23 protein-coding genes are annotated in these 26,267 nt (G+C 60.7%); 15 read left to right on the top strand and 8 right to left on the bottom strand.

The window, feature by feature from the left end; translation table 11 throughout:
- Positions 1-24: 24 nt before the first annotated feature.
- Positions 25-858 (bottom strand): prephenate dehydratase, encoded by an 834-nt coding sequence (locus CFI11_RS19970; protein WP_130409127.1) that lies wholly within the window; start codon positions 856-858, stop codon positions 25-27.
- A gap of 116 nt (positions 859-974) precedes the next feature.
- Between CFI11_RS19970 and CFI11_RS19965 the strand changes: the two genes are divergently transcribed.
- The 5 genes from CFI11_RS19965 to CFI11_RS19945 all read left to right on the top strand — a co-directional run bounded on the left by CFI11_RS19965 (position 975) and on the right by CFI11_RS19945 (position 7,362).
- Complete coding sequence (locus tag CFI11_RS19965; protein ID WP_130409125.1) at positions 975-1,478, top strand: cytochrome c family protein; 504 nt, start codon at positions 975-977, stop codon at positions 1,476-1,478.
- 185 nt (positions 1,479-1,663) lie between these two features.
- Positions 1,664-3,583: an extracellular solute-binding protein gene (locus tag CFI11_RS19960; RefSeq protein WP_254448974.1), complete on the top strand. Its 1,920-nt coding sequence runs from the start codon at positions 1,664-1,666 to the stop codon at positions 3,581-3,583.
- A 6-nt stretch (positions 3,584-3,589) separates the two neighbouring features.
- Positions 3,590-4,678, top strand: a complete 1,089-nt coding sequence (locus CFI11_RS19955; RefSeq protein ID WP_130409121.1) for a microcin C ABC transporter permease YejB — start codon at positions 3,590-3,592, stop codon at positions 4,676-4,678.
- Positions 4,679-5,785 (top strand): ABC transporter permease, encoded by a 1,107-nt coding sequence (locus tag CFI11_RS19950; protein ID WP_130409119.1) that lies wholly within the window; start codon positions 4,679-4,681, stop codon positions 5,783-5,785.
- Complete coding sequence (locus tag CFI11_RS19945; RefSeq protein WP_130409117.1) at positions 5,782-7,362, top strand: ABC transporter ATP-binding protein; 1,581 nt, start codon at positions 5,782-5,784, stop codon at positions 7,360-7,362. The genes CFI11_RS19950 and CFI11_RS19945 overlap by 4 nt, the downstream gene beginning before the upstream one ends.
- Before the next feature lie 91 nt (positions 7,363-7,453).
- On the opposite strand, the gene hemN is transcribed toward CFI11_RS19945, so the two are convergent.
- Positions 7,454-8,809 carry an oxygen-independent coproporphyrinogen III oxidase gene (gene hemN, locus CFI11_RS19940; protein ID WP_130409115.1) on the bottom strand — a complete coding sequence of 452 codons (1,356 nt, stop codon included), beginning with the start codon at positions 8,807-8,809 and terminating at the stop codon, positions 7,454-7,456.
- Positions 8,810-8,874: 65 nt separating this feature from the next.
- On the opposite strand from hemN, the gene fnrL reads away from it, so the two are divergent.
- The 10 genes from fnrL (at position 8,875) to CFI11_RS19890 (ending at position 19,924) form a co-directional block, all read left to right on the top strand.
- On the top strand, positions 8,875-9,618 hold the full coding sequence (fnrL, locus tag CFI11_RS19935) for a transcriptional regulator FnrL (RefSeq protein WP_130409113.1): 744 nt from the start codon (positions 8,875-8,877) through the stop codon (positions 9,616-9,618).
- Positions 9,619-10,054: 436 nt separating this feature from the next.
- Positions 10,055-11,167 carry a PQQ-dependent sugar dehydrogenase gene (locus CFI11_RS19930; RefSeq protein WP_130409111.1) on the top strand — a complete coding sequence of 371 codons (1,113 nt, stop codon included), beginning with the start codon at positions 10,055-10,057 and terminating at the stop codon, positions 11,165-11,167.
- 382 nt (positions 11,168-11,549) lie between these two features.
- Entirely contained in the window at positions 11,550-12,518 is a 969-nt protein-coding gene (locus tag CFI11_RS19925) for a tripartite tricarboxylate transporter substrate binding protein (RefSeq protein ID WP_130409109.1), read from the top strand.
- Between the two features lie 71 nt (positions 12,519-12,589).
- A complete protein-coding gene (locus CFI11_RS19920) occupies positions 12,590-13,060 on the top strand; it encodes a tripartite tricarboxylate transporter TctB family protein (protein WP_130409107.1) in 471 nt (156 codons plus the stop codon).
- 4 nt (positions 13,061-13,064) lie between these two features.
- Entirely contained in the window at positions 13,065-14,564 is a 1,500-nt protein-coding gene (locus tag CFI11_RS19915) for a tripartite tricarboxylate transporter permease (protein WP_130409105.1), read from the top strand.
- Positions 14,565-14,568: 4 nt separating this feature from the next.
- Positions 14,569-15,741: an L-rhamnonate dehydratase gene (locus tag CFI11_RS19910; RefSeq protein ID WP_130409103.1), complete on the top strand. Its 1,173-nt coding sequence runs from the start codon at positions 14,569-14,571 to the stop codon at positions 15,739-15,741.
- A 3-nt stretch (positions 15,742-15,744) separates the two neighbouring features.
- The gene (locus CFI11_RS19905; RefSeq protein ID WP_130409101.1) at positions 15,745-16,656 is read left to right on the top strand and encodes a dihydrodipicolinate synthase family protein; all 912 of its coding nucleotides are present in this window, start codon (positions 15,745-15,747) and stop codon (positions 16,654-16,656) included.
- 1 nt (position 16,657) lies between these two features.
- Positions 16,658-17,371 (top strand): GntR family transcriptional regulator, encoded by a 714-nt coding sequence (locus CFI11_RS19900; RefSeq protein WP_130409099.1) that lies wholly within the window; start codon positions 16,658-16,660, stop codon positions 17,369-17,371.
- Position 17,372: 1 nt separating this feature from the next.
- On the top strand, positions 17,373-18,392 hold the full coding sequence (locus CFI11_RS19895) for a 4-hydroxythreonine-4-phosphate dehydrogenase PdxA (protein ID WP_130409097.1): 1,020 nt from the start codon (positions 17,373-17,375) through the stop codon (positions 18,390-18,392).
- 8 nt (positions 18,393-18,400) lie between these two features.
- Positions 18,401-19,924 carry an aldehyde dehydrogenase (NADP(+)) gene (locus tag CFI11_RS19890; RefSeq protein WP_371687451.1) on the top strand — a complete coding sequence of 508 codons (1,524 nt, stop codon included), beginning with the start codon at positions 18,401-18,403 and terminating at the stop codon, positions 19,922-19,924.
- A gap of 327 nt (positions 19,925-20,251) precedes the next feature.
- On the opposite strand, the gene CFI11_RS25025 is transcribed toward CFI11_RS19890, so the two are convergent.
- The 6 genes from CFI11_RS25025 to CFI11_RS19860 all read right to left on the bottom strand — a co-directional run bounded on the left by CFI11_RS25025 (position 20,252) and on the right by CFI11_RS19860 (position 26,204).
- Positions 20,252-20,539, bottom strand: coding sequence for a TetR/AcrR family transcriptional regulator (locus CFI11_RS25025; RefSeq protein ID WP_371687489.1), 288 nt, complete (start codon positions 20,537-20,539; stop codon positions 20,252-20,254).
- Between the two features lie 124 nt (positions 20,540-20,663).
- Positions 20,664-21,014, bottom strand: a complete 351-nt coding sequence (locus tag CFI11_RS19880) for a RidA family protein (protein WP_130409095.1) — start codon at positions 21,012-21,014, stop codon at positions 20,664-20,666.
- Positions 21,011-21,259, bottom strand: coding sequence for an alpha-hydroxy-acid oxidizing protein (locus tag CFI11_RS25020; RefSeq protein ID WP_165390336.1), 249 nt, complete (start codon positions 21,257-21,259; stop codon positions 21,011-21,013). The genes CFI11_RS19880 and CFI11_RS25020 overlap by 4 nt, the downstream gene beginning before the upstream one ends.
- A gap of 630 nt (positions 21,260-21,889) precedes the next feature.
- A complete protein-coding gene (locus CFI11_RS19870; protein ID WP_130409093.1) occupies positions 21,890-23,674 on the bottom strand; it encodes an IucA/IucC family siderophore biosynthesis protein in 1,785 nt (594 codons plus the stop codon).
- The gene (locus CFI11_RS19865) at positions 23,671-24,552 is read right to left on the bottom strand and encodes a GNAT family N-acetyltransferase (RefSeq protein WP_130409091.1); all 882 of its coding nucleotides are present in this window, start codon (positions 24,550-24,552) and stop codon (positions 23,671-23,673) included. The genes CFI11_RS19870 and CFI11_RS19865 overlap by 4 nt, the downstream gene beginning before the upstream one ends.
- Positions 24,549-26,204 carry an IucA/IucC family siderophore biosynthesis protein gene (locus tag CFI11_RS19860; protein WP_165390335.1) on the bottom strand — a complete coding sequence of 552 codons (1,656 nt, stop codon included), beginning with the start codon at positions 26,202-26,204 and terminating at the stop codon, positions 24,549-24,551. Before CFI11_RS19860 ends, CFI11_RS19865 begins: the two co-directional genes overlap by 4 nt.
- Between the last annotated feature and the right edge of the window lie 63 nt (positions 26,205-26,267).

Raw genomic sequence — 26,267 nt, 5'->3', positions numbered from 1 at the left:
GGCACCGGGCTTGTTGAGGTCCCGTCAGTACCGTTCGGCATGGGCTGGGTAGACGCCAAGGATTTCAACGTTCGTTGTGAAGTAACCCAACTCATCCAGCGCGCGCTGCACCGGTGGATCATCGGGGTGCCCCTCGATGTCGGCGTAGAACTGCGTGGCGGTGAAGGATCCGCCCACCATGTAGCTTTCCAGCTTGGTCATGTTGATCCCGTTGGTCGCAAAGCCACCCATCGCCTTGTAAAGCGCGGCAGGAATGTTGCGCACCTGAAACACGAAGCTGGTCATCATGCCGTGTGTCCCCCTGCGTGACAGATCGGCCTCACGCGACATGATCAGAAAGCGCGTCGTGTTGTTGCCCTGATCCTCTATATGATGGGCCAACACGTCGAGGCCGTAGATTTCCCCGGCCAGTTCGCTGGCCAATGCGGCTGTTTGCGGTTCCGCCATGTTGGCGACCTGGCGCGCCGACCCTGCGGTATCCGCGCCGGTCACCCTGTGAATTCCATGCTTGGCAAGGAACGCCCGGCACTGACCAAGAAGCATGGTGTGGCTCATCGCGCGTTCAATGACTTCCAGCTTGGTGCCGGGCAAGGCAAGAAGGTTGATGTGCACCCGGACGAACGCCTCTTCAATGATATGCAGGCCGGATTGGGGAAGCATCGAATGAATGTCCGCCACGCGGCCGTATGTGGAATTTTCCACGGGCAACATGGCCAGATCCGCAGAGCCGGCCCGGACCGCCTCGATCACATCCTCGAACGTGCGGCAGGGGAGCGCCTCCATATCGGGACGGGCTTTGCGGCACGCCTCGTGGCTGTAGGCTCCAGGCTCTCCCTGGAATGCGATCCGGTTCGTCATCTGTCTCTCGTTCTTGTTATCCGAAGTCGGGCGTTTGGTCGCGGTGTCTATACCTTGCCTCAACCAAGGGGAAGCAATACATAGCCGCGCAACGAGTCGAGATAAACGAGCCTTTCATGCTAGATACGATGACTTTCACCAAGGTCGCTGGTGGACTATGCGGCGCGCTCTTGGTGTTTTTGCTGGGCCAGTGGGCCGCCGAAGAACTCTACCACGTGGGAGGGCATGGCGAGCAGGCCTATGTGATTGAAACCGGCACCGAAGAGGTTGCCGAGGAAGTCGAAGAGGTCGATTTCGAGGTGCTGCTGGCCTCGGCCGAGGCGGATCGTGGTGCACGCCTGTTCCGTCAGTGCAGTGCCTGCCACAAACTGGAAGACGGCGCCAACGGAACGGGCCCGCACCTTTACGGTGTCGTCGGTCGTGAGAAGGCGTCGGTCGACGGGTTTGGATATTCAGACACTCTGGCCGGCATGGACGGCGCCTGGACCCCCGAAAACCTTAGCGGTTTCCTTGAAAGCCCGCGCAACTATGCACCGGGCACGTCGATGGGGTACTCCGGCATGCGCGATATCGAAGACCGTGCCAACCTGATTGCCTATCTCGGCAGCATCGGCGGCTAACGGACACGCGAAAAGATGCGAAAAGCCGCTGCATTTTGCAGCGGCTTTTTTCTTGGGTGCCGATCGCGTGCGCTGTCTTCACCCTTTGGTCACATATTCTCAACTTGAATATTGGCGCAATGGCACTTTAGCTTAAATGCAACAACTATAAGCATGATGCGACAATCGACAGGAGGATGAGCCGGATGACCAAAGCCCGAGCGATGGTGGTGCGGACAGCGCACCAGAGCGTTTTGAAACTGGCATTGATCTGGCTCTCTGTTGCCTTTCTCGCCGCGACGATGGCAAGGGCCGAAGACGATGTGATCGTCTCGCATGGCTACTCTTTCTACGGTGATCTGACATACGCGGAAGATTTCACGCATTTCAACTACGTCAATCCGGATGCGCCCAAGGGTGGAGAGATCAGCTTTGCGCGCTTGGGCACCTTCGATTCCATGAACCCTTACAGCCGCAAGGGCCGGGGCGGGATCCTCAGCAATATCATGTATGAAAGCCTTCTGTCCGAAGGGATCGGCGCGCCGGCACCCGCGGATGTCTATGCCGAATATTACGGACTTTTGGCCGAACGTCTGGAATACCCGCCCAGCCGCGACTGGGTGATCTTTCACATGCGCCCCGAAGCACGGTTTTCCGATGGCACGCCGGTGACGGCGCATGACGTGCTTTTCAGTCACAATCTCTTCCTCGAACAGGGATTGCCGTCCTACGCCGCAGGTGTCAGCCGCATGGTACCCAACGCCGAGGTGATCGATGATCATACGATCAAATTTTACTTCGCCGAAGGTATCTCACGCCGGTCGCTGATCGAACAGGTGGGCGGCGTGCCGGTCTTTTCCAAAAAATGGTACGATGAGACAGGCTCCCGCCTTGATGAAAGTCGGTTGGAGACCTCGCCGGGCTCCGGCGCTTACATGGTCGACACGGTCAACGTGAACCGGCGCATCGTCTATAAACGCAACCCTGACTATTGGGGCGCCGATCTGCCGGTCAATGTGGGGCGCAACAATTTCGACCGAATCCGGGTGGAATACTTTGCCGACGACACTGCCGCGTTTGAGGCGTTCAAGGCCGGAGAGTACACGTTCCGTTCGGAAGGGGATTCGCGCAAATGGGCGACCGGCTATAATTTCCCGCGGGTGAGCAACGGCCAGGTTGCCAAGGTGGAACTCCCCGATGGCACACCGCCGACCCCGACGGGTATTGTCTTTAACCTAGCGCGGGAGCAGTTTCAGGACAAGCGGGTGCGCCAGGCCATCGCCTTGGCTTACAACTTTGAATGGACGAACGAGTCCCTGCAATACGGCCTCTTTTCTCACCGTGCGTCTTTCACGCAAGACACACCTCTGATGGCCGAAGGCGCGCCAGAGGGGATGGAGCTGGAGCTTTTGCAATCCCTTGGTGATCTCGTCCCGCCGGAAATGCTGACCGAACCAGCCTTGGTGCCCCATACCTCGAACCCGGCGCGTTTGACGGATCGGCGCAACCTGCGGCAAGCCATGCGGCTTCTGGACGAGGCCGGCTGGGCCGTGGGCTCCGACGGCATCCGCCGCAACGAAGCGGGCACGCCTTTGCGCGTGACATTCCTCTTCAACAGCGCGGCCGAGGGCACGCTGAGCGCCGTCATGGAAAACTTCATGAATAATGTTCGCGCAATGGGCATTCAGGCCACGCTCGAAAAGGTGGACGCGGCCCAATACACGTTGCGCGAGCGGGATCGCGACTATGATCTGGTCTATGACCAATATGCTGCTTTCCTGGGGGCAGGGGCCGGTCTTGAACAGCGCTTCGGATCAGAAGAGGCGGAGTTTTCGCTCTTCAATCCCGCCGGTTTGGCAAGTCCACTTGTCGATGCGATCATTGAACGCGCGCTTTTTGCGGAAACGCTTGAGCAAGAGCAGGCCGCGTTGCAGGCTCTCGACCGGGCGCTGCGGTATGAGTTTTTCATGATCCCGGTCTGGTACAATGACAGCTATTGGGTCGCGTATTATGACCAGTACAGCTATCCCGACCCTCTGCCGGCCTATGCGCTGGGCCAGCTTGATTTCTGGTGGTACGACGCCGAACGGGCCGAAGCGCTGCGCACCGCAGGCGCGCTGAGGTAGGACCCAATGGGCGCCTATATTCTGCGGCGGCTCCTGCTCGTCATTCCGACGCTGCTGGGGATCATGCTGGTGAATTTCACGCTGACCCAATTCGTGCCCGGTGGGCCTGTGGAACAGGCGATTGCGCGGGCCCAGGGGCAGGGCGATGTCTTCGGCGGCTTTGCCGGGGGCGAGAACGATGCAGGGGCCGAGGATTTCGGGGCGTCCAATGACCAGTACATCGGTGCCCGCGGCCTGCCGCCGGAATTCATCGAGCAGCTTGAGCGGGAATTCGGCTTTGACAAGCCGCCGGTCGAGCGTTTCCTGAATATGCTCTGGAACTATATGCGGCTCGATTTCGGCGAGAGCTATTTCCGATCGATCAGCGTGATCGACCTTGTTCTGGAAAAGATGCCGGTGTCCATATCACTCGGCCTCTGGTCCACGCTGATCGCCTATCTCATCTCGATCCCTCTGGGCATCCGCAAGGCGGTCCGCGACGGGACCTCCTTCGATACCTGGACGTCTGGCGCTATCATTCTGGGCTATGCGATCCCCGGCTTTCTCTTTGCGATCCTGCTTCTGGTTCTGTTTGCTGGGGGCTCCTATTTCCAGATCTTCCCCCTTCGCGGACTTGTCTCCGACAATTGGCAGGACCTCAGTGTCGGCGCCAAGATCGCCGACTATTTCTGGCACATCACCCTGCCCGTGATCGCCTCGACCATCGGGGCCTTTGCCACGCTGACGCTGCTGACCAAGAACAGCTTTCTCGACGAGATCAAAAAGCAATACGTGATGACCGCCCGTGCGAAGGGCCTGACAGAACGTCGCGTGCTTTACGGCCATGTCTTTCGCAACGGCATGCTGATCGTCATCGCGGGTTTTCCGGCGGTCTTTATCGGTGTGTTCTTTACCGGCTCGCTGATCATCGAGACGATCTTTTCGCTCGACGGGCTTGGTCGTCTGGCTTTCGAGGCCGCTGTCGCGCGGGACTATCCCATCGTGTTCGGAACGCTGTTTATCTTCGGGCTGATCGGTCTCGTCGTGGGGATCCTGTCGGACCTGATGTATGTCCTTGTCGATCCCCGCATCGACTTCGAAAAGCGGGAGGGCTAGATGGCTTTGTCCCCCCTCAACCAGCGTCGCTGGCGCAATTTCAAGCGCAACAAGCGGGCCTACTGGTCGCTCTGGATCTTTTCCGTGCTGTTTGGGCTTACCCTGTTTGCCGAATTTCTGGCCTACGACAAACCCATCCTGATCCGCTACCAGAACGAATTCTTCACGCCGATCTGGAACTTCTATCCCGAAACCGCCTTCGGTGGCGATTTCCAGACCGAGGCCGTCTACCGCGACCCCGAGGTGCGCTGCCTGATCGCGACCGGTGGGCTCGATCTCTGCTTCGACGATCCCGAAGGTTATCTCGAAGACGCCCAGGACGGCATTGTCGAGGGCGAGGAGATCACCCGTGGCTGGATGATCTGGCCGCTGATCCCCTATTCCTTCGACACGCCCGTCGACCGCCCCGGTGCAGCCCCCCTGCCGCCCAACGGTCAGAACTGGCTGGGCACCGACGACACCAAACGCGACGTGCTGGCGCGTGTGATCCACGGCTTCCGCCTGTCGGTGCTCTTCACGCTGATGGTGACGGGTGCTGCCACCATCGTCGGCATCTTCGCCGGGGCCATTCAGGGCTTTTTCGGGGGCTGGCTCGACCTGGTCTTCCAGCGGATCATCGAGATCTGGAACGCCACGCCGTCACTTTACATCATCATCATCATGTTCGCGATCCTTGGACGAAGTTTCTGGCTCCTTGTGGGGCTGCTCGTTCTGTTTTCATGGACCGCTCTGGTCGGCGTGGTGCGTGCCGAATTCCTGCGCGCCCGAAACCTCGAATATGTCCGGGCCGCCAAGGCACTCGGCGTGGGCAACATGACGATCATGTTCCGCCACATGCTGCCCAACGCGATGGTGGCCACGCTGACGATGCTGCCTTTCATCGTGACCGGTACGATCAGCACGCTTGCCGTGCTCGACTTCCTCGGCTTCGGCCTGCCGTCTTCCGCGCCCTCTCTGGGTGAGCTGACGCTTCAGGCCAAGGAGAACCTGCAGGCGCCCTGGCTGGCCTTCACTGCGTTCTTCACCTTCGCCATCATGCTGTCGCTTCTCGTCTTCATCTTCGAAGGCATCCGCGACGCCTTTGACCCGCGAAAGACCTTCTCATGACCGAACTTCTCAAGGTCACCGACCTTCGCGTGTCGTTCCGCCAGGACGGACAGGTCAGTCAGGCCGTACGCGGCGTCAGCTTTACCGTCGACCGGGGTGAGACCGTGGCTCTGGTGGGCGAAAGCGGCTCCGGCAAATCGGTCTCGGCGCTCTCCACCGTGTCGCTTCTGGGCGACAGCGCAGAGGTCGAAGGCTCCGTCACCTATGACGGCGCCGAACTGATCGGCGCGCCCGAACGCACGTTGCGGCAGGTGCGGGGCAACGACATCAGCTTCATCTTTCAGGAGCCGATGACCTCGCTCAACCCGCTGCATACGATTGAAAAACAATTGCGCGAGTCGATTGCCCTGCATCAGGGCCTTGTGGAGGATGCCGCGCGGGAGCGGATCCTCGATCTGCTCAACAAGGTGGGCATCCGGGATGCCGAGACCCGGCTTTCGGCCTACCCGCATGAGCTGTCTGGCGGGCAGCGGCAGCGCGTGATGATCGCCATGGCGCTGGCCAACAAGCCCGACATCCTGATTGCGGACGAGCCCACGACTGCGCTGGATGTGACGATCCAGTCCCAGATCCTCGATCTTCTGGCGGATCTGAAAGAGACCGAGCGGATGGGCCTTCTCTTCATCACCCACGATCTGGGCATCGTGCGCCGCATCGCCGACCGGGTCTGCGTGATGAAGGATGGCGAGATCGTCGAGACCGGGCCCACCGCCGAGATCTTCGGCACTCCGCAACACGACTACACCAAAAAGCTGCTGGCGGCAGAGCCCAGCGGCGTGCCGGATCCGGTGCCAAACGATGCGCCGGTGATTGCCGAGACGCAAAACCTGCGGATCTGGTTCCCGATCCAGAAGGGGCTTTTGAAAACCACCGTGGGCTACGTGAAAGCCGTCAACGACGCCACGCTGACCGTCAGGGCAGGGGAGACGGTGGGTATTGTCGGCGAAAGCGGATCGGGCAAGACCACCCTGGCGCTTGCCATCATGCGGCTGATCGCCTCCGAAGGCCGGATCGCGTTTCTGGGCGAGGATATCCGCAAATGGTCCACCCGGCAGTTGCGGCGGCTCAGGAAGGACATGCAGATCGTCTTTCAGGACCCGTTCGGCTCTCTCAGTCCGCGCATGACCTGTGCCCAGATCATCTCAGAAGGGCTCGCCATCCATAAGGTCGACCCGGCGCGCCGGCCGCGCGAACTGGTGGCGGAGATCATGGGCGAGGTGGGCCTCGACCCCGCCACGATGGATCGCTATCCGCATGAGTTTTCCGGCGGGCAACGGCAACGCATCGCCATTGCCCGCGCGATGGTTCTGCGGCCCAAGCTGCTGGTGCTGGACGAGCCGACCTCGGCGCTGGATATGACGGTTCAGGTCCAGATTGTGGAGCTTTTGCGCAACCTGCAGCGGAAATACGGGCTGGCCTATCTGTTTATCAGTCACGATTTGAAGGTGGTGCGGGCCATGTCGCACCAGGTGATTGTCATGAAACAGGGCGATGTGGTGGAAATCGGAGGCTCGGAGGCTTTGTTCGAGACCCCGGGTACCGACTATACCCGTGCGCTGCTGATGGCCGCCCAGTAGGCTCTGACCAAACGGGGCGCGCCTGCGGCGCGCACACGATCATGGCGGCCCGTCCCGGGCCGCGCTGGCGCCTTTGGCGGGCGGATGGGCCTTATACGGCGGAACTGTGTCCGGCTTTGCTGAGCGCGTAAGCGTCAAGCTGCCGCGCGATCATCCGGGTCAGGGGCCGCGCCTCATGCGGAACGAAAAGGCCGTCCTTGGTCCGGCTGAGAAGCCCGGCAAAGGCCTGATCCGCATCGTCGAGGATCTGGTCCACCGCCCTGCGTGGCACGTCGAAGCGGCTCATCATCTCGTCGGTGTCGATGCGGAAGTCGCACATCAACGCCTCGATCATGCGTCCGCGCAGCAGATCGTCGCCGGCAAAGACATGGCCGCGTTCGCTGGAGAACTCACCGCGCCGGATATAGGCCGTATGGACCGAGGTGGCCGCCGCGTTCTGCACATAGCCTTGCGGAAAGCGCGAGATCGACGACGCGCCCAGCCCGATCAGCACGTCGCAGGGATCGTCGGTATAGCCCTGGAAGTTGCGCCGGAGCTGGCCCGCCTTCTGGACCCTCGCCATCGAATCCTCGGGCCGGGCGAAATGGTCGATGCCGATCTCGTCATAGCCGTCCCACAGAAACAGCCGCCGGGCCGTGTCGAAGAGTGCCAGGCGCTCTTCGGGCGTGGGCAGGGCATCTGATGGGATCATGGCCTGCCGCCGCGCCATCCAGGGCACATGCGCATACCCGTAAAGCGCCACCCGGTCGGGGTTCAGCGATACGAGCTTTTGCACGCTTTCGGTCATCCGGGCCTTTGTCTGATGCGGCAGTCCGTAGAGAATATCGGTGTTCAGGCTGTGAATGCCGCAGCCGCGGATCATGTCCGCCACGTCCCGTGTCACATCATAGCTTTGCAGACGACCGATCGTCTCCTGGATCATCGGATCGAAATCCTGCACCCCGATCGAGGCACGGGTCATGCCAGCCTCTGCCAGCGCCTCTAGCCTTGCGGTGTCGATCTCGTTCGGGTCGATCTCGACCGAGAAGTCGTATTCGTCGGCAAACGGTGCCACATCTGCCACCGCGCCCGCGAGATCCCGGATCATTCCGGCCTTGAGCAGCGTTGGTGTGCCGCCGCCCCAATGCAGCCGCGAGATCTTGACGCCGGCCGGAAGATGGGTGGACAAAAGCGCAAGCTCTGACTTGAGCGTTTCGACATAAGCCGCAACCGGAGCGTCGCTTTGGGTCCCTTGTGTCCGGCAGGCACAGAACCAGCACAACCGCCTGCAAAACGGAACATGTATATAAAATGAGACGTTTGAGCGCTCTGGGATGCGTTCCAGCCAGTCGGCAAAGACCGCTCCGCCGATGGCTTTCGAGAAGTGGGGGGCCGTGGGATAGCTCGTATAGCGCGGCACCCGCGCGTCAAATAATCCCAGCTTCGCCAATTGAGATTTTGTCACCATGAACTTACGCTACACCTGTCAGCCGCGCGAACGCCTTGATACAGATCAACCCCCCGGAAGACCATATGCAAGCCCAAGGACAAAAGGTAACCCAGGACTGCTCTGACTGTCCGATCCGTCACCGCGCCGTGTGTGCGAGGTGTGAGACCGATGAACTCGCCCATCTGGAAGACATCAAGTATTACAGAAGCTTCGAGGCGGGGCAGACCGTGATCTGGTCGGGCGACCGCATGGATTTCGTGGGGTCGGTGGTGTCTGGCGTAGCCACGCTGACCCAGACGATGGAAGACGGCCGCACGCAGATGGTGGGGCTCTTGCTGCCTTCGGATTTTGTCGGCCGTCCGGGCCGGGAGGGCGCGGCCTATAACGTGCAGGCAACGACCGACCTGTTGATGTGCTGTTTTCGCAAGAAGCCATTTGAGGATATGATGGTACGCACGCCGCACATCTCCCAGCGGCTCCTTGAAATGACCCTCGATGAGCTTGATGCAGCGCGGGAGTGGATGCTTGTTCTTGGCCGAAAGACGGCGCGGGAGAAGATCGCCAGCCTTCTCAGCATCGTGGCGCGTCGGGATGCTGCGCTGAACATGACCGCGGGATATAGCAAGGCCACGCTTGATCTGCCTTTGACGCGCGAAGCCATGGCCGATTACCTTGGCCTGACGCTTGAAACGGTCAGCCGCCAGATCTCTGCCCTGAAGAAAGACCAGGTCATTCATCTTGAAGGCAAGCGGCGCATCACCATCCCCGATATGGGGAGATTGATGGAAGAGGCCGGTGACGACAGCGATGGCGGTTTCCTCGTCTAAGGTCTGCATTTCAGTCCGGTCTGAGAAGTTCAACGGATCGGTTACGTCTTAACACAATCGAGAGCGGTCTGGCGCAAAGTTCTGGATCGAAATCTGGTTGATTGCCAGCTTCCTTTCCGATGGGGTGCGGTTTTTGCTGTCTCTTTTGGAAGGACTTGGATCTTTTTGACTTGATCGGCGAATATCTAGACCTGAAGTGTTTCCATGCATCGGAAGGGCAGATCTGGCGATCGTCTGCGGAAAATGGAATTATAATCAAATCAATGGCGTAGAGCTGTTCTGGTTGGCTCGCGAGCGCCTTGTCGGATGTCGGTGTCCGGATTGCCGGGTAACGGGATCGAATAATCACGCGGGTCCGAGTGTTTCCCAATAGCCATGCGCGTGCATCCGCGCCCTGGCGAAAAGCATCGCATTTTGGGAACAGGAAAGGACCATCATGAAAACGTATCTCCATGCTGCCGCAGTCGGCCTTCTTCCAATTTGGGCTGCGTCCGCGGCAGCTGACACGTCTCAGCGCGAGATCCTGACATCCCAGCACGGATTTCTGCTGACACCGGTTGCCGCTGGTCTGGAGCATCCCTGGGGGCTGGATTTTCTTCCCGATGGTCGGAAGATTGTGACCGAAAGGCCTGGACGCATCAGACTGGTCAGCCCGGAGGGACATTTGTCAGAGCCCTGGGCAAATGTGCCGGATATTGTGAGCGAATTTCGCGACGGCCTCTTCGATGTCTCCGTGAGCCCTGATTTCGCCGCTGACTCGACGATCTTTTTCAGTTTTTCCAGGAAAGAGGGGGACGAGCGCTGGTTGCAAGTCGCGCGTGCGCGTCTCGTGGACGACGCGCTGCACGACCTCACCATCATTCATGAGGCAGAGATGCGGGTCGAAAGCGACGAGGGGTTTGGTTCGCGCATCCGCTTCGATCAGGAGGGCCATCTTCTGATCACGGTCGGAGATCATATGGCTGTGGAGCAGGCGCAGGATACGTCGAACACAATTGGTTCCATCATTCGTATAAGCCGTGACGGTGAGGCACGTGCCAATGCGATGGCGGGTCACGATGCCATTGTGGCCAATGGGTTCAAAAATCCACAAGGCCTGGCCATTCATCCGGTCACGGGACAGGTTTGGGCGACCGATCATGGCGGGCTGGGCGGTGATGAAATCAACCAGATCCAAGGCGGTGGCAACTACGGTTGGCCGGACCGGACATTTGGTATTGATGACGCACCCCGGGCTGTCGTCACGGGCGACTATGTCGAGCCTCTCTTTACCTGGGGTGTTTCACCGACGGTCGCCTTGTCGGGGTTGGAAGTTTACACAGGAGACGATTTTGCCTTCTGGCAAGGTGATCTGTTCGCCGGCTCACTTCTGCAATCTGCTCTGATCCGTGTCATGCTGAACGATGACGGACAGGTGGCCGGGACCGAATATGTGCTTGATGGAGAGATCGGTCGCGTGCGGGACGTGCGGCAAGGTCCTGATGGCATGCTCTATGTGCTTAACGACGAATTTGAGGGCGGCATTTTTCGCATCTCACCGACGTCCTGAAGCCCGCTGCATCCGCGCCTCCTTTTGAAAGTGCGCGGGTGCAGCACCCATGGCAAATGGCAGGCGTTCAGCCCTGATAAATCATGTCGCCAATATTCGAAAAACGCGCCGACTTTGATCTTGTGAAAGCCCCCGCTGTTTTCCGGGATACTTGAGCGTTTGGTCGCAATTTCCGAAAGGCCAGTCTGGTCTTCCTGCTGACTGAAGACAGCAACGCGCGTGGGAAAAATGAATATTTCCAATGTGGTGAGGATGTTTGTGCCGTTTTCCGCAGTTGCGCGTTGACTCCCATGATATTGCGATATAGGCATATTGGAGTTTTGGTATACCAAAATAACAAATGCGTTTACCTGAAGTATCCGCGCATATGGGAGGAATTGACATGACCTGCTTTAGCCCGGCGCATCTGCGCGCCTTTGCTTGTGGCGTTGCCCTGTTCGGGGCTGCTGCATCAACCGCGTTCGCCGAGGATTTTCCAACACGCACCATCGAAGTCGTCACGCATGCCGGTAACGGAGGGGGAACCGACGTCACCACGCGGATGATGATGATCCGCGCGCGTCGCGCGCTCGATACCGATATGGTGGTGGTCAATCGGCGCGGCGGTGGTGGGGCCACCGCGATGGACTACTACCTCACCCTTGATCCGGACGGACATAGCATCCTGACCTATACGATTGGCCACGCCGCCACGATGGCGCTGGGCAACACCGAGATGGAGCTTGCGGACATCCGGCCCATCGCGCGCGCCACGGACGATCCGCAGATCCTGATGGTGCGGTGCGGTGTTTACGAGAGCGCCCAGGCGTTCGTCGAAGCCCAGAAGGACGAAGGACTGACCTACGGAACCACGCATCTTGGCGGGATCGACGATGTCTCTGCCTTTATGTTCGCGCGAAACGGCAATCTGGCCACGCCACAGATCCTGCCCTTTGAAGGGGGCGGCGAACTGGCCACCCAATTGATTGCTGGGGCGGTTGACGTGGCTGTCTTGAACTTGGCTGAAGCCGGATCGCAAATCGACGCGGGGGAAGTCTGCCCCATCGTGGTCATGGCACCGGAACGGATGGCCGCACTGCCGGATGTTTCGACGGCGGCAGAGCTGGGCATTGACGCAAACTTCTCCACCGTGCGCGGCTTTGTGGTGCATGTCGATACACCTGACGCAGTGGCCGCGCAGCTTGAGGAGGCCTTGTTGGAGGCGATGGGACATCCGGTTTATCAGGCGTTTCTCGATTCTGCCGGGCTCGATGCGACGTCCGTTGCCGGCTCTGATGTCTGGGGCGATCAGATCACCTCGATGATGGGTGATATGGATGCGGCTCTGCGCGATTTGGGCTTCATTCAGTAAGCGGCAACGCGAGAGGGGCGGGCGGCTCAGGCCGGCCCGCACCCGACAGCGGTGAGGGGGAGACACCAGAGATGACCAGAGTTGCGGTTCCGATCGGGCTGATCCTGTTCTGCGGGATCGCTTATTGGCAAACCACGCAGTTCGACCGCGTGCCGCCGATCCTTTTGCGTGGCATGCAACCTTCGGACTTTCCGCAACTGGTCTTACTGCTGATCATCGGTCTGTGTTTGCTGCTTTTGCTTCAGGCTTGGCGTGGCCCCCAGCCCGATCCGGCCGATCCCGAAATGCGCACGGCGAAGATGTCTGCGAGCCTTTGGAAGACCATGGGCCTCTTTGCGATCTTTGCCGTGTTGGCGCCGATCGACCTGTTTCTGGGCTTGGCGGCCTTCGGCCTCTGCCTTGCGCTGGTCTGGGGGGAGCGGCGCATATGGGCGCTGGCGCTGGTCGCTGTCGTCGCGCCGACGCTTGTCTTTTTCCTGTTCGATCAGGTCTTTGAGGTCCGGTTCCCACGCGGCCTGCTGACCAATCTTTGGTACCGGTAATCCGATGGATGCTTTTCTCGCAGGCCTGACCGCCATCACCGATCCCCAACTTCTGGTTCTGATTTTCGCAGCCACCCTGGGTGGTGTGATCATCGGGGCGCTACCGGGGTTGAATGCCACGACCGGGGCAGCCCTTTTGTTGCCGTTCACCATCACGATGGATCCCATCCCGGCCATCGCGATCCTGACGACGATCTATTGCGCGGCCACCTTTGCCGGGGCGATCACCGCGATCCTGATCAACACGCCGGGCACGTCGGCAAGCGCCACGACCTGTCTGGACGGCTATCCGCTGGCCCAGCGGGGAGAGGCCGGACGGGCCTTGGGGATGGCGACGGTCTCCTCAACGATCGGAGGCATCATCTCGGTCGTTTGCCTGATGGCAGCGGCGCCTCTGATGGCGCGTGCGGCATATAACTTCGCGCCGCCGGAATACTTCGCACTTACGGTTTTCGGCCTTTCCATGCTGGCAACGATTGGCGATGGATCACCTGTCAAAAACCTGATCGCGGGCGCGCTGGGCGTTCTGGCCGCCACCGTCGGCAAGGACCTTCTGACCACGGTGGAACGCTTTACCTTTGGCATGTCCGAACTGACAGAAGGCATCGGTTTCGTGCCAGTGATGATCGGCCTCTTCGGCATCTCTGAGTTGCTGGTGCAGGCCGACCGGCTGACGGTCGAGCGGCGAGAAGTGATGATGAAGGCGATCAAGCTGCCCAGCCGGGCGGATTACAGGCGGGTCTGGAAAACCATTCTGCGCTCCTCCGGCATCGGAACCTTTATCGGGATCCTGCCGGCCGAAGGGGCCACGGTCGCGTCGATGATCGGTTACAATGAGGCGCGGCGCTGGTCGAAGACGCCCGAGGAATTCGGCAAGGGTGCCATCGAAGGTATCGCCGGGTCCGAGGCCGCGAACAATTCCGCGACCGGCGGTGCCATGGTGCCCACACTCGCGCTGGGTATTCCGGGCAGCCCGACAGCGGCGGTGATCCTGGCCGGGCTCATGATCCACGGGCTTCAACCCGGCCCCACCATGTTCACCGAGCAGGCGGAGTTCGCCTTTGCGATCTTCTGGGCGATGCTGTTCGTGAATGTCCTCTTCATCTTCGTCGGGCTCTTCGGTGCCAAGATCTTTGCCCGCATCACTTTTGTGCCCATCCAGATCCTTTGGCCGATTGTCTTCACGTTTTCTATCGTGGGAGCGTATGCGCTGGACCAATCGTTCCTTGATGTCTGGATCGCCATCGGCGCCGGCTTCCTGGGCTATTTCATGCGCCGCTTTGGCTATTCTGTCGTGCCGCTCGCGATCGGCCTGATCCTGGGCGGAATGCTGGAGAAGCGGTTGGGCCAGTCGCTGATCATGCTGGACGATCAATGGTGGCTGATGCTGACGCGTCCGCTTTGCCTTGTGTTTTTCGCTTTGACCTTCCTTGCGCTTTTCGGGCCGGCCCTGTGGCAGCGGTTCTTTAAACAGCGCGATCCTCTCAAGTCGATGGGAGAATGACCTGATGACCAAGATCAAATCCGTGCGCGCAAAGGTCTGGACCTGGACCGGCAAGACGGTTCCGCCGCAGGGTAACTTCTGCACCAATGCGAGCGATGCCCTCTACGAGCGCGGCGATGCCATGGGTAGCTTCCGCTTCCACCAGTGGCTCACCTGCGAGGTGGAGGCCGAGGACGGCACGGTTGGCCTGGGCAACGCGGCGCTGGCACCGGGGCTGGTGAAGGCCACCATCGACCAATATCTCGCGCCGATGGTGATCGGGGAGGACCCGTTCGACTATGCCTATCTGTGGGAGAAGATGTACCGCAAGACCCATGCCTGGGGCCGCAAGGGCGTGGGCATGACGGCGATCTCGGCGGTGGATATCGCGATCTGGGACCTGATGGGCAAGCTGGCTGGCAAGCCTGTTTTCAAGCTCCTTGGGGGACGGACCAAGAAGGCGATCCCGGTCTACTACTCCAAGCTTTACTCCGGCCCTGTCGAGGCGATGCAGGCCGAAGCGGCAGAGGCCCAGAAGAACGGCTATCAGGGCTACAAGATGCGCTTTGGCTGGGGCCCCAAGGACGGCATGAAAGGCATGCGCGCGAACATCAAACGCGTGGAGGCCGTGCGCGAGGTGATCGGCTATGACGTCGATCTGATGCTGGAATGTTATATGGGCTGGAACCTCGACTACACGCGCCGGATGCTGCCCAAGCTGGAGAGGTTCGAGCCGCGCTGGCTGGAAGAGCCGGTCATAGCCGACGATATGCATGGCTATGCCGAATTGAACCGCGGCCCGATCCCGATCTCGGGCGGGGAGCATGAGTTTAGCCTGATGGGCTTCCGGCAGCTCATGGATATGAAAGCCGTCAGCGTCATCCAATACGACACCAACCGCGTCGGCGGCATCACCGCGGCGCAGAAGATCAACGCCCTGGCCGAGGCCTATCAGGTGCCGGTCATCCCCCATGCCGGGCAGATGCACAATTATCACCTGACCATGTCGAACGTGAATTGCCCGATCTCGGAATACTTTCCGGTCTTCGATGTCGAAGTGGGCAATGAGCTTTTCTACTACGTGTTCGATGGCGATCCGGCGGCGGAGAACGGCTTTTTGCAATTGGCCGATGATGTGCCGGGCCTTGGCCTCACCCTGTCGGATCGACACCTGAGCGATTTCGAGATCGAAGAGTAAGGAATGGCGGTTTACTCTGGTATCTGGCCCGTTGCGCCGACACCGTTCAATGACGACGGGACTGTCGATTACGACGGCATGGACCGGGTGCTCGATTGCATGATCGATCAGGGTTCAGATGGCATCTGCATTCTGGCGAATTTCTCGGAACAATTCCTGATCACCGATGAGGAACGGCGCCTGCTGACCGAGCGGAGCCTGGCCCATGTGGCAGGCCGCGTGCCGGTGATCGTGACGATCAGCCATTTCGCCACTCAGATCGCAGTGGACCGCGCGGCCCATGCCAAGGCGCATGGTGCCGCGATGGTGATGATGATGCCGCCCTATCACGGCGCACTGATGCGGGGCACGGCGGAACAGACCTTTGAGCAATTCGCCCGTGTGGGTGAGGTGGGCCTGCCGATCATGGTGCAGGACGCGCCTCTCTCGGGTGTCGAGCTGCCCGTGCCGCTGCTGGTGCGGATGGCGCGCGAGATCGAGATGGTGAAGCTTTTCAAGATCGAATGCCCGCAAGCGGCCGCGAAGCTGCGGGCGCTGGTGGCGCAGGGCGGTGATGCGATCGAGGGCCCGTTTGACGGGGAAGAGGCGATTACGCTGATGGCTGATCTTGATGCCGGTGCTACCGGCGCAATGACGTCAGCCATGATCCCCGACCAGATCAAGCCGGTGATCACTCATCACGCGGCAGGGGATCGCAGCGCGGCGCAAGCCGCCTATGCCCGTATCCTGCCCGCGGTGAATTTCGAAAACCGCCAATGCGGCTTTCGGTCGGCCAAGGCCGTCATGGTCGAAGGCGGGGTCATCGGCAGTGCGTATTGCCGTCACCCCATCGCGCCGTTGCATCCCGACACCCACGCGCAACTTCTGGAGCTTGTGCGCCCACTTGATCCTGTCGCTCTGACCTGGGGACACTAAGATGTCCGTTATGGCAGACCTAAAAACAACTTTATCCGAAATCGGCGGTGTGACACGTTCGCTCAGCCTCGCCGAAGATGCAGCACAGACCATCCGGGAGATGATCCTGCTGGAGAAACTCCCGCCCGGCACCGCGTTGCCCGAGCGCGATCTGGCCGAAGCCCTGGGCGTCAGCCGCACACCCATGCGCGAGGCGATCAAGCTTTTGGCCAATGATGGCCTGGTCCAATACACCGCGTCGCGCAGGCCGTTCGTGGCCGATCCATCACTTGATGAAATCTGCGACTATCTGCGTGTTCAGGGCGCGCTGGAGGCCTTGGCCGGGGAGCTTGCCTGCCAAAAGGCGACCGATGCGCAACTGCATGAGGTCGACCGTTTGAACCAGGCGATCCTCTCGGACGCGGATGGCGACAAAGTGGCCTCGTTCAACCGCGACATGGATTTTCATGTCGCAATTGTCCGCGCCTCGGGCAATGCGGCGCTGATCGAGACCCATGAGCGTTACAATGCCCGGCTCTGGCGGGCGCGTTTCATGTCGTCCCAGCGCCGTGTGAGCCGCGATAGCACCCGGCACGAGCATGCCTTGATCGTCAAGGCACTTCTTGCCCGAGACGCGGTCGCGACGTCCAAAGCGTTGAAACAGCATCTGAAAACCGCCGAGAGCAACATTGCTGAGGCGATGCGTGAACGGGCTGCGAGGGCCCAAGGAGAGTGACATGACCAAACCAAGGCTTGCTGTCATCCCCGGCGACCCGTCCGGGATCGGACCGGAATTGCTGGCCCGCCTTCTGGCGGAGGACGCGGTGCGGCAGGCCGCCGACATCCTTCTGGTCGGCGACGGTCATCTCTGGCGGCAAGGGGCCGGGCAGGCGGGGGTTGAACTGGCCCTGGATCCTCTAGCGGGTGACGAGGTCCCTGGCTTCTCCGGCGTCAAGCATCTTGAGATGGACACGATTGCGCCAGAGGACGTCAAGATCGCCAAGGTCACCACCGAAAGCGGGGCCAGCGCGCTGCGCACGCTCGACAAGGCCCTTGACCTGGCGATGGCTGGAGAGGTGGACGGTGTGCTCTTTGGCCCCTTCAACAAGGCGGCCTTGACCGCTGCGGGGCTGAACGCGGAGGACGAGCATCGGTATATGGCGCGGTATCTGGGGTTCGAGGGGTATCACAGCGAAATCAACGTACTGGATGAGCTGATGACAACCCGTGTGACCTCTCACATCGGGCTGCGGGAGGTAGCCGAGAACATCTCGGCCGAGGGCATCCGTCGGGCCATCGGGCTTGCGCATGACACGCTGGTCCAATCCGGCAAGTCGCGGCCGCATGTCGCGGTCGCGGCGCTGAACCCGCATGCCGGGGACAACGGCAAATTCGGGCGCGAGGAGATCGACGTTATAGGGCCGGTCGTGACCGAATACCAAGATCGCCAGATGCATGTGACCGGCCCGTGGCCGTCCGATACGGTGTTCCTGAAAGCCAAGGCCGGTGAGGTCGATGCCGTCGTGACGATGTATCACGATCAAGGGCAGATCGCGATAAAACTGATGGGGTTTGACCGCGGCGTGACCGTTGCCGGTGGCCTGCCTGTTCCTGTCACCACGCCAGCCCATGGAACCGCATTCGATATTGCCGGGCAGGGAATAGCCAATGTCGGCGCCACCCGCAGTGCGTTCGATCTGCTGGTGCGTCTGGCGACAACTCACCGGGTCAAGCGGCTCGCTCCCGTTTCAGAATAGGACATTCCATGATGCTTACAGGACAGCACCTGATCGACGGTGCGTGGGTCGGATCAGAGACGCAGTTGGATGCGCCGGACAGCCCCCTGCCTTCGGTCCATCAGATCAGCGAGGATCAGATTGATCTTGCCGCGCAGGCCGCACGGGCCGCGTTCCGCGCCTACAGCGCAACATCGCCCTCCTTGCGCGCGGATTTCCTTGATACCATCGCCGAAGAGATCGACGCGCTCGGTGATCGGATCATCGAGGCCGCGATGGCCGAAAGCGGCCTTCCCCAAGCGCGCCTGGTGGGTGAGCGCGGTCGGACAACCGGTCAACTTCGACTGTTTGCAGCGCTCATTCGGTCGGACGGCTATCCCGATATCCGTCACGATCCGGCGTTGCCAGACCGTCAGCCCCTGCCGCGCCCGGATCTAAGACTGACCCGAATTCCGCTCGGTCCCGTGGCCGTTTTCGGGGCTTCCAACTTTCCGCTCGCCTTTTCCACGGCGGGTGGCGACACGGCCTCTGCGTTGGCGGCCGGTTGCCCGGTGATCGTCAAGGGGCACCCCGCGCATCCCGCGACGGCGGAGCTTGTCGCTCGGGCGATTGCAAAGGCGGTCACGCGATGTGGCCTTCCGCAGGCGACCTTTCAGATGATAAACGGCGCCGCACCGGCAGCAGGGGCGGGGCTGGTTCAGCACCCGGAGATCACCGCCGTCGGGTTTACCGGATCGCTTGGCGCAGGGCGTGCACTCTTTGATCTGTGTGCCGCACGAGCCCAGCCAATCCCGTTCTACGGAGAGTTGGGCTCCATCAATCCCGTCTTCTGCCTGCCCAAAGCGCTGGAGACACGAGGGGCCGAGATCGGGGCGGCGTGGGTTGGCTCCCTGACCATGGGGGCGGGACAATTCTGTACCAATCCCGGTGTTCTCATCGGCGTCAAAAGCGCCGGGATGGATGCGCTTGAAGCCGCTGTCATAGAGGCCATGGCTGAGGCCGCGCCGCAAAAGATGCTGACCGACCGGATCTGCGAGACCTATTCGGGCGCGGTAGAAGAGCTGAAGGGCAAGATCCCGGTGCTGGCCAAAGGCCGTGATGCAGTGGCTCAGCGCAATGGCCAGCCCATGGTGTTCAAGACGGATGCCCCGACCTGGCTTGGAACGCCGGATCTGCATCATGAGGTCTTTGGCGCGGCCGGGATCCTGGTTGTCTGCGAGACAGTTGAAGAAATGGACGCAATCGCCGAAGGCCTTGAGGGTCAACTCACCGCGACCCTCCAGCTCGATATGCCGAAAGATGGGGCGCGCGCACAGGCGCTTTTGCCTGTGTTGACGGAACGTGCGGGGCGCATCCTGTGCAACGGGTTCCCGACAGGCGTGGAACTTGGATCTGCGATGATGCACGGCGGGCCATACCCCGCCTCGACCGACAGCCGGTCAACGTCGGTGGGGACCCTGGCCATTGATCGCTGGTTGCGTCCGGTGAGTTACCAAAACGTTCCGGAAGAGCTTTTGCCGGATCATCTTCAAGCAGATCCGACGGGCGCTTAGCAAAGCGAGGCTTTATGAAACCGAGCGCGTCTTGAACTCAAGTCACGACACCGATTCAGGGAGGCCGCATTGCTTGCGTCCTCGACGTGCCCGTCTTGCCAGTACCGATGTCTTCGTGATGCGGGGAATATCGGGCCGCGTCGATCTAGGTTGGTCCTGTAACCGGCGCGTGGAGAGCATTGGAGCGGACCTCGACCATCAATGCCGCCGGCCCGACATTCCAACGCTTGCTGAAGCGGGCGCAGCCCATGCGCGGGATGACCGCTTTGTCCTTAATCCCGGCCGGCATTCTTCCATTCATCTGTCAGGGGGCGCGGTGATGACCTTTCAGCAGCAGCGATTATGTCCGGTGACCGTCTCTATCTCTATGATGCGAAAGACGAAGCGGACAAGAACACAGAAACGTTCAACGGGGTCGAAACGCGCATCAAGCGTGTCGTGGCACCCGGCGAGAAGCGGGTCGATATGTTCGGTCAGCAATTGTGGAAGTATATCTTCTTTGCTGCCGAAGTATTGACGGGGGCGCAATTTCGAGCTGCCGCAGGCTTCTGCAATATCTCCAGTTGAGGTGGCCTCATAGCCGCGTTTCGCGAAGGGTTCGGCGGCCTTGTCCAGAATGGGTGCCTCGATAAGGTCCTAGTCTTTCGACCACGTTATGGCCACTTGGATTGCCTAATCTTTTCGCCACCGTTCGGATTATGTTCAGCCGGTCGAATGATGGAAAGTGAGGCCAAAGCGATTACGGGATTGCGGCGCTGACCTGGATTTCGATTTTCAGACTGGGAAGCACCAGCGCCGAAACCACCGTTGCGCGGGCCGGCGGGATCGCGCCGTTCAGCCAGTCGGTCCACAGGTCATTGAAGGCACCGAAATTGCCTGCATCTGTGATCCAGATATTGGCTGAAATCATATGGCTGCGATCAGTTCCCGCTTCGGCCAAAAGGCTGTCGATGCGGGCAAAAATTGCGCGGGTCTGCGTTGCGAAATCCGCGTCCTGATCATCGATGGCAATCTGACCCGACAGCGTGACGGTCTTGTTGTGAATGACAGCCTGCGACATGAGCGGGCCGGGAGAGATGTGCTGGATCATGGGATATATGCTCTTACTGCTTCTCGGTCTCGAACGTGGTCCGGGGTGATGTCTAGCATGGATCGCGTGCCCGGCAACGCCATCGGACGTTCAAGCTCGGTCTTGAGCGGATGAATCACATGGGCTGCACCTACCTGACCGGTTCCGCCGAAGCCATAAAGTATGTCGCGCCCCGTCGGCACGCTATCAGCAGCAGGTGCTTGCGCCTTCAGGATATCCTCCCCCGAAGGCCTCCGCGATCGCAAAACAGCGTAACATCGCTGCCGTGCCGATCCCGGATCTCCGTCAGAACCGTGAGGGGAGAGATCACGATCCCTGAAAATGGAGAGTTGAAACCCGTTCCTGCGCCGTGACTGCTCCGCGACGTCTTCGATGCTGACGCTTACGACGGTCGAGAAGCAAGGGGGGTGTCTTTGGCATGGGCGACCGTTGCCAGCAATGTTTCTGCCCTTGGCCGGGCAAGGCCCGCCAGACCCGTTGGTCCGATGCTAAGGCGCGCCCGAATGCTCCGCTTCACGTCGTCAGCGATGTTTTCCCGGCGATGAGATCTTCGATCTGAGGTGGGAAAACCATAACACCGTTGACTTTGGTCACGTCGTCGATCAGGCCGATCCAGCCTGACGAGCAGCCATAGGATTCGTGCGAGAACCGGACGCGATCGCGCGTTCCGCAGCGTCGCCGATGCAAGGCGCGGTAAAGCTGCCTCGGACGCTCTGGATAACGGTCGCATTTTGCCACGACCGCTAAGCGGACGTGGTACGCGCCTCGACCTCTGGAAGTGATCAGTCATTTTGCAAATGATCTGTCATCGACGTGCAGCCGTTCTATCGTGATGCCAGTGCTTGTCTTTTGGGGGCCGGACCAGTCGTGCTTTGCTATGGGATGGCGACCACCTCGCTCGTATTTTCGGTTTTGGTGGGTCTGGTTCTTGGTCGGCGGACCGACAAGGCCAGCGGATTTGCAAGATCCGTCCCCCGCGCGGGCAAGGGCCGCTCGCCTGCGTCGCCATATCCGACGGCCAGCCGGACCTTGTTGATGCAGACCTTCGGCATTTCAGCGGCAAAGAGATCGAACATTTCGTGCCTGTTCGCGAGGTCTGGATTGGCTGCCCTGTATTCCAGCAACACCTCTCTCAGCAATTCGTAAAACGGTCGTTCCTCAATTTGCCCCGCGCGCGCCAGGGCGGCGGAGAGAAAACGGAGAACGGTCACGAAGTGGGCTGTCTGGATGTCGTGAATGATGTAAGCGGGCGGTTTGCGCGGCAGGAGCGCCCGGATCGCGGGATCAAGTCCTTTCATTTCCGGGAAATCCTGATCGACAAGGTCAAGATCGCCCTGAAAATCCTTGAGCGCCATGGCGACCGGTACATGGTTCTCCAGTACGACAGTGATGTTCTGACCATGGGCGATGAAGCCAACGCCATAGCGGCAGAGCATATGCCAAAGGGGCACAACCGTCACCTCGAAGAGCGCCTTGAGCCATTCTGACATGCTGATACCGGCGGCCTCCGCAAAGGCCTGCGCCAGGGGTCTGCCACACGCGCCCTGACGAAAGAGGGCCCCGGCCATAACCGCCCTTCTGTCATTGCCCACCTTCGCGCAGGCATTCTCCCGCCAGATCGCACCCAGCATTTCGTGATGTCGATACGGGGCATCGGGGCAATCCGACAGGACGGGATGCGCGGCCCAGTGCCCCAGAACCTCCCGCAGGACGGTGACACGGTCACATAGCAGCGGATCGGCCTGAACAAGGCCGGTCAGCCAGTCGGATAGGGCTCCGCCATGTTCGATGTATTTTCCCGGCATGCCGCGCCAGGCCGAAGTGTTGAGAATGCCAAGCGACAGCTTGACATCATAGGGTCCGCCATTGACCGGTGTCAGCGTGCGCAGGCTGGGCGTCGCCACGAAATCGGGTCCGTGTTCGCCGAGAGGAAACAGCCTGCCCTCCGCGACCTCGATCACGAAGGCCTGTGCGAGATGGTTGCGCCACTGCCAAGGGTGAACAGGCAGCAGGACATGAGAGGCCGGCGCCCCGGCTTCAAGTGCGTGTCTTCTCAGCGCATTTGCTCGCTCAGTTCCAAGCGCCTCGTCAAGAAGGGCCTGATCGTCAATGCCCTCTGACTGTCCGCTGCGCAGCATATCAGGGTCAGCGGCCAGCCAGAACAGGCGGATGCCCCTGTGATGTTCCGGGGCGTAAGCCGCAAGGTCGGCAGTCCCCCAGCCTAGCCGCCCCTTGTTGGCCACGGCCTTCGGATGCCCCTCAAGCGTGGCATGCAGCGTGCGGGTTGGAAGCGTGATCAGCGCGTGGGCGTCAAGATCGCCATAAAGGCGCTGCAACTCCATGTCCTGGCGCAGCGTATTGGACAGCTCACGCAAAAACATCGCCTCGGTGTCTGGGCTCATGCCAAGTTCAGCCCTTGCATGCATCACAAATCGCAACGGGCAGGGCGCTTCTCTGGCATCGACGGAGAGGCTGTCAGGGTCGATATCCAGATTGTCCCAAATGCGCCGGATCGCCTGAAACCGATAGACATGCCCCGAGGCGAGCCTGAGCTGACAGGGATCGCCAATCTCCGGGTGCAGCACTTCTTCCCAGCTCAACTCGCTGATCATCTTGGCCAGCAGGCGGCGGCGGGCCGTGTCGAGCGGAGGCCTGCTCACAACGCGACCCGACCAAAGAAGTCGTCCCTGTCGCAATGCATCAGGGCCGAGCGTTTATGCGGGAAATCGAATTCCTTGATCTTGCGGTAGGCCAGCGCATCGGCATAGCGCAGCAGTTTCGCATTGTCGACGCGCGGCTCTCCCACGACCCGGTCGGTCATCGGGCAATCCAGAAAGATGTAATGGGTCAGGGCCCGGATCCAGGCGGAGGTTCTGGCCCGCCCAAGGGCTCTGGCCTCGCCGATCAGGCCATGCCAGCCGCGATCCCATGAACCTGCTTCGTAATAGGCACCCAGCCGATCCTCGCGGGCCCAGTAGATCTCGAAATATCCGACGGGCTGGCCGTCATATTCCCCAATGACCGAAAAGTTGTGCGGATCCGCCAGCCGTTCTTCCAGAAAGGCCTGCAGGTCCTCCTTTGACCGATCTTCTTCCCAGAAATAAGCCACGCGAGGATCGTTTTGCCAGCGGTGGAACATGTCGAGGTCGTGGGCAATTTCGACAGCCCGAAAAGATACCGAGATACCTGCATCCGCAAAGAACCGTTCATAGACCTGTCCCTGCGGGTTGGGCGGACGCAAGGGATGGTTCCGACCATCCGGGCCCGGAACAAGCCCAGCCATCTGATACCGGGCCTGGGGATGCTTTAACCACGGTTCGGGTGACTGGAGAAAGCCCGAGCGGTGAATGCGCCGTTTGCCGTCCTGCAGGTCGATGTAACCGGGCAGACGGGACGTGATTATTACGTGCGCGGGAATGTCGATGAACTCGGCCTTCCTGTCTTCGGCGAAGCGGGCTTCGACCCAGCGATCAAAGGCGGCGCGATCGTCTGGCGACGGAACGGCGGGGCGTATCAGCGGGGCAACATCAAGTGTCATGCGTAGGCAGGCTCCAATAGCGGGTTGGGAAGGTCTAGGAAGCTGGCTACCTGTCCGCGTGCGTCGCCATCGGCTTCGTTCACGCCGCTGAGGCTGGTTGCGAAATTTCCTTTGCAGGTGAGGGTCGGTCGTTCAAGAAGACGGGTGTAGAGCGTGGCATCGCCTGGGGTCTGGGCGCGCGCACGCTGCAGGAAAGAGCGGAGCAGGTCGTTCAGATGATCCTCGTCCGCAAGACCGTCCAGAACCAGCGTGGAAAGCGTGTTCAGGACGCTGTTGATGATCACGTAATAGGTGACGAGCCCATCGCCAAGCTCGGCGTCCACCACGTTTTCGGCGCCTTCGCCGATGCCGGGACACTGCTGGGTGAGCATCTGGTGAAAGCTGTCTAGATGGCCGGTGCCCTGACAGTCTCGGACCCAGACCGCCTTTGGCCATCCCTGATCGAGGGCCAGCATCAGGTTCTGCTGGTGCGCGCCGAAAAGAAGGCCATACCGGGCGCGCAACTCAAGCAGTGGCCAGATGGCGACATCCAAAAACCGGCTGAACCAGCTTGGCGCGGCACCCGGTCCAAGTGCGTGAACCATGTCCCCCAGCGGAGATCGCCCTTGAACGGCTGCTTCGCAGAGGGCGGCCAGCATCACCGGCCCGGACCGGGAGGCATCACGGAACGGGTTGTCACGCAGTACCACGATGGTGTCGTCGCGCACCACGCCTGCGGGATCCTGAAGCGCGGCATATCCGGGTTCGCCCAGAATATTCAGGTTCGGAAAGTCGGCCTTGATCTGGCGGCCCAGATCCGAGCGGAGCAGGTCAGAGATGTGGATGCCCCGCACCACTTCCCGCAAGGACAGATGCCGCACAGAATTGGTCAGTCTCAGAGACAGGGAGGTCTTGACCATGAAAGGCGCGTGCCAGCCGTGCAGGCATCGCATCGACGAGGTAGCGCCCCATCGCCCTTCGCCCTGGCCGAGATGGATCAGGGCCTTGCGCTCTATCAGATCCTGCACCGCGTCTTGCGCGACAAGCCTTTCAGCCTGCCAGGGGTGCCAGGGCAGGGGCACATAGCCCGCGCCCGCATCGCCGTTGTTCAGATCCGCGTTTGCAAGATGGCGCAGATGCTCTTCGGCCCCGTCGTTCAGTGTCACGTATTCCGGCCGGGCCGCGTACCAATCCAGATGAAAGGCACGTCCGTGTTCGGGGGCGTATCGTTCTGCGTCGTCCGCCGTCATCTCGTCGCGGCTGCGTGGATTGGGATGAAACGGGTGACCGGCCTTCAGAGCCTGTTCGGCCGTCAGAAAGTCCCAGGTGTCGGCGGGCTGGGAGGTCATCGAAGGCGCGCTGCGCAGGGCGCCCAGGCTGTCCATCACGCGGGTCTGAAACGTCTCACCGCCCGTTTTGGACAGATGAGCCAGCAATTGGGCGACGCTGATCTTGTCCCAGCCTTGTGCCGTCTGTCGCCGGATACCAGGACCAAACAGCGTCCGCAGGCGGGAGGATGCCCTGACCTCGACTTCGATGTCTCGTCCGACCTGATCGACAAAGCGAAGATGACGGTCATCAAGCTGCGCGCCGGTAAGCTGGCCCTCTCGTAGGGCCGAATTCAAAAACGCATCCAATGCCGCCAGCGCGCCGGCCCCTTCAGGTTGAATCATCGTGTGCATCCTTTCGCCTAGCGCGAATAATCGCGTTTACTGTCCGTCGCGGAGATATTACCG

The sequence above is a fragment of the Thalassococcus sp. S3 genome (assembly GCF_004216475.1).
Classification (GTDB): Bacteria; Pseudomonadota; Alphaproteobacteria; order Rhodobacterales; family Rhodobacteraceae.
The sequence above is the reverse complement of the archived record's forward strand: the minus strand, read 5'-3'. Positions and strand labels throughout refer to the sequence as shown.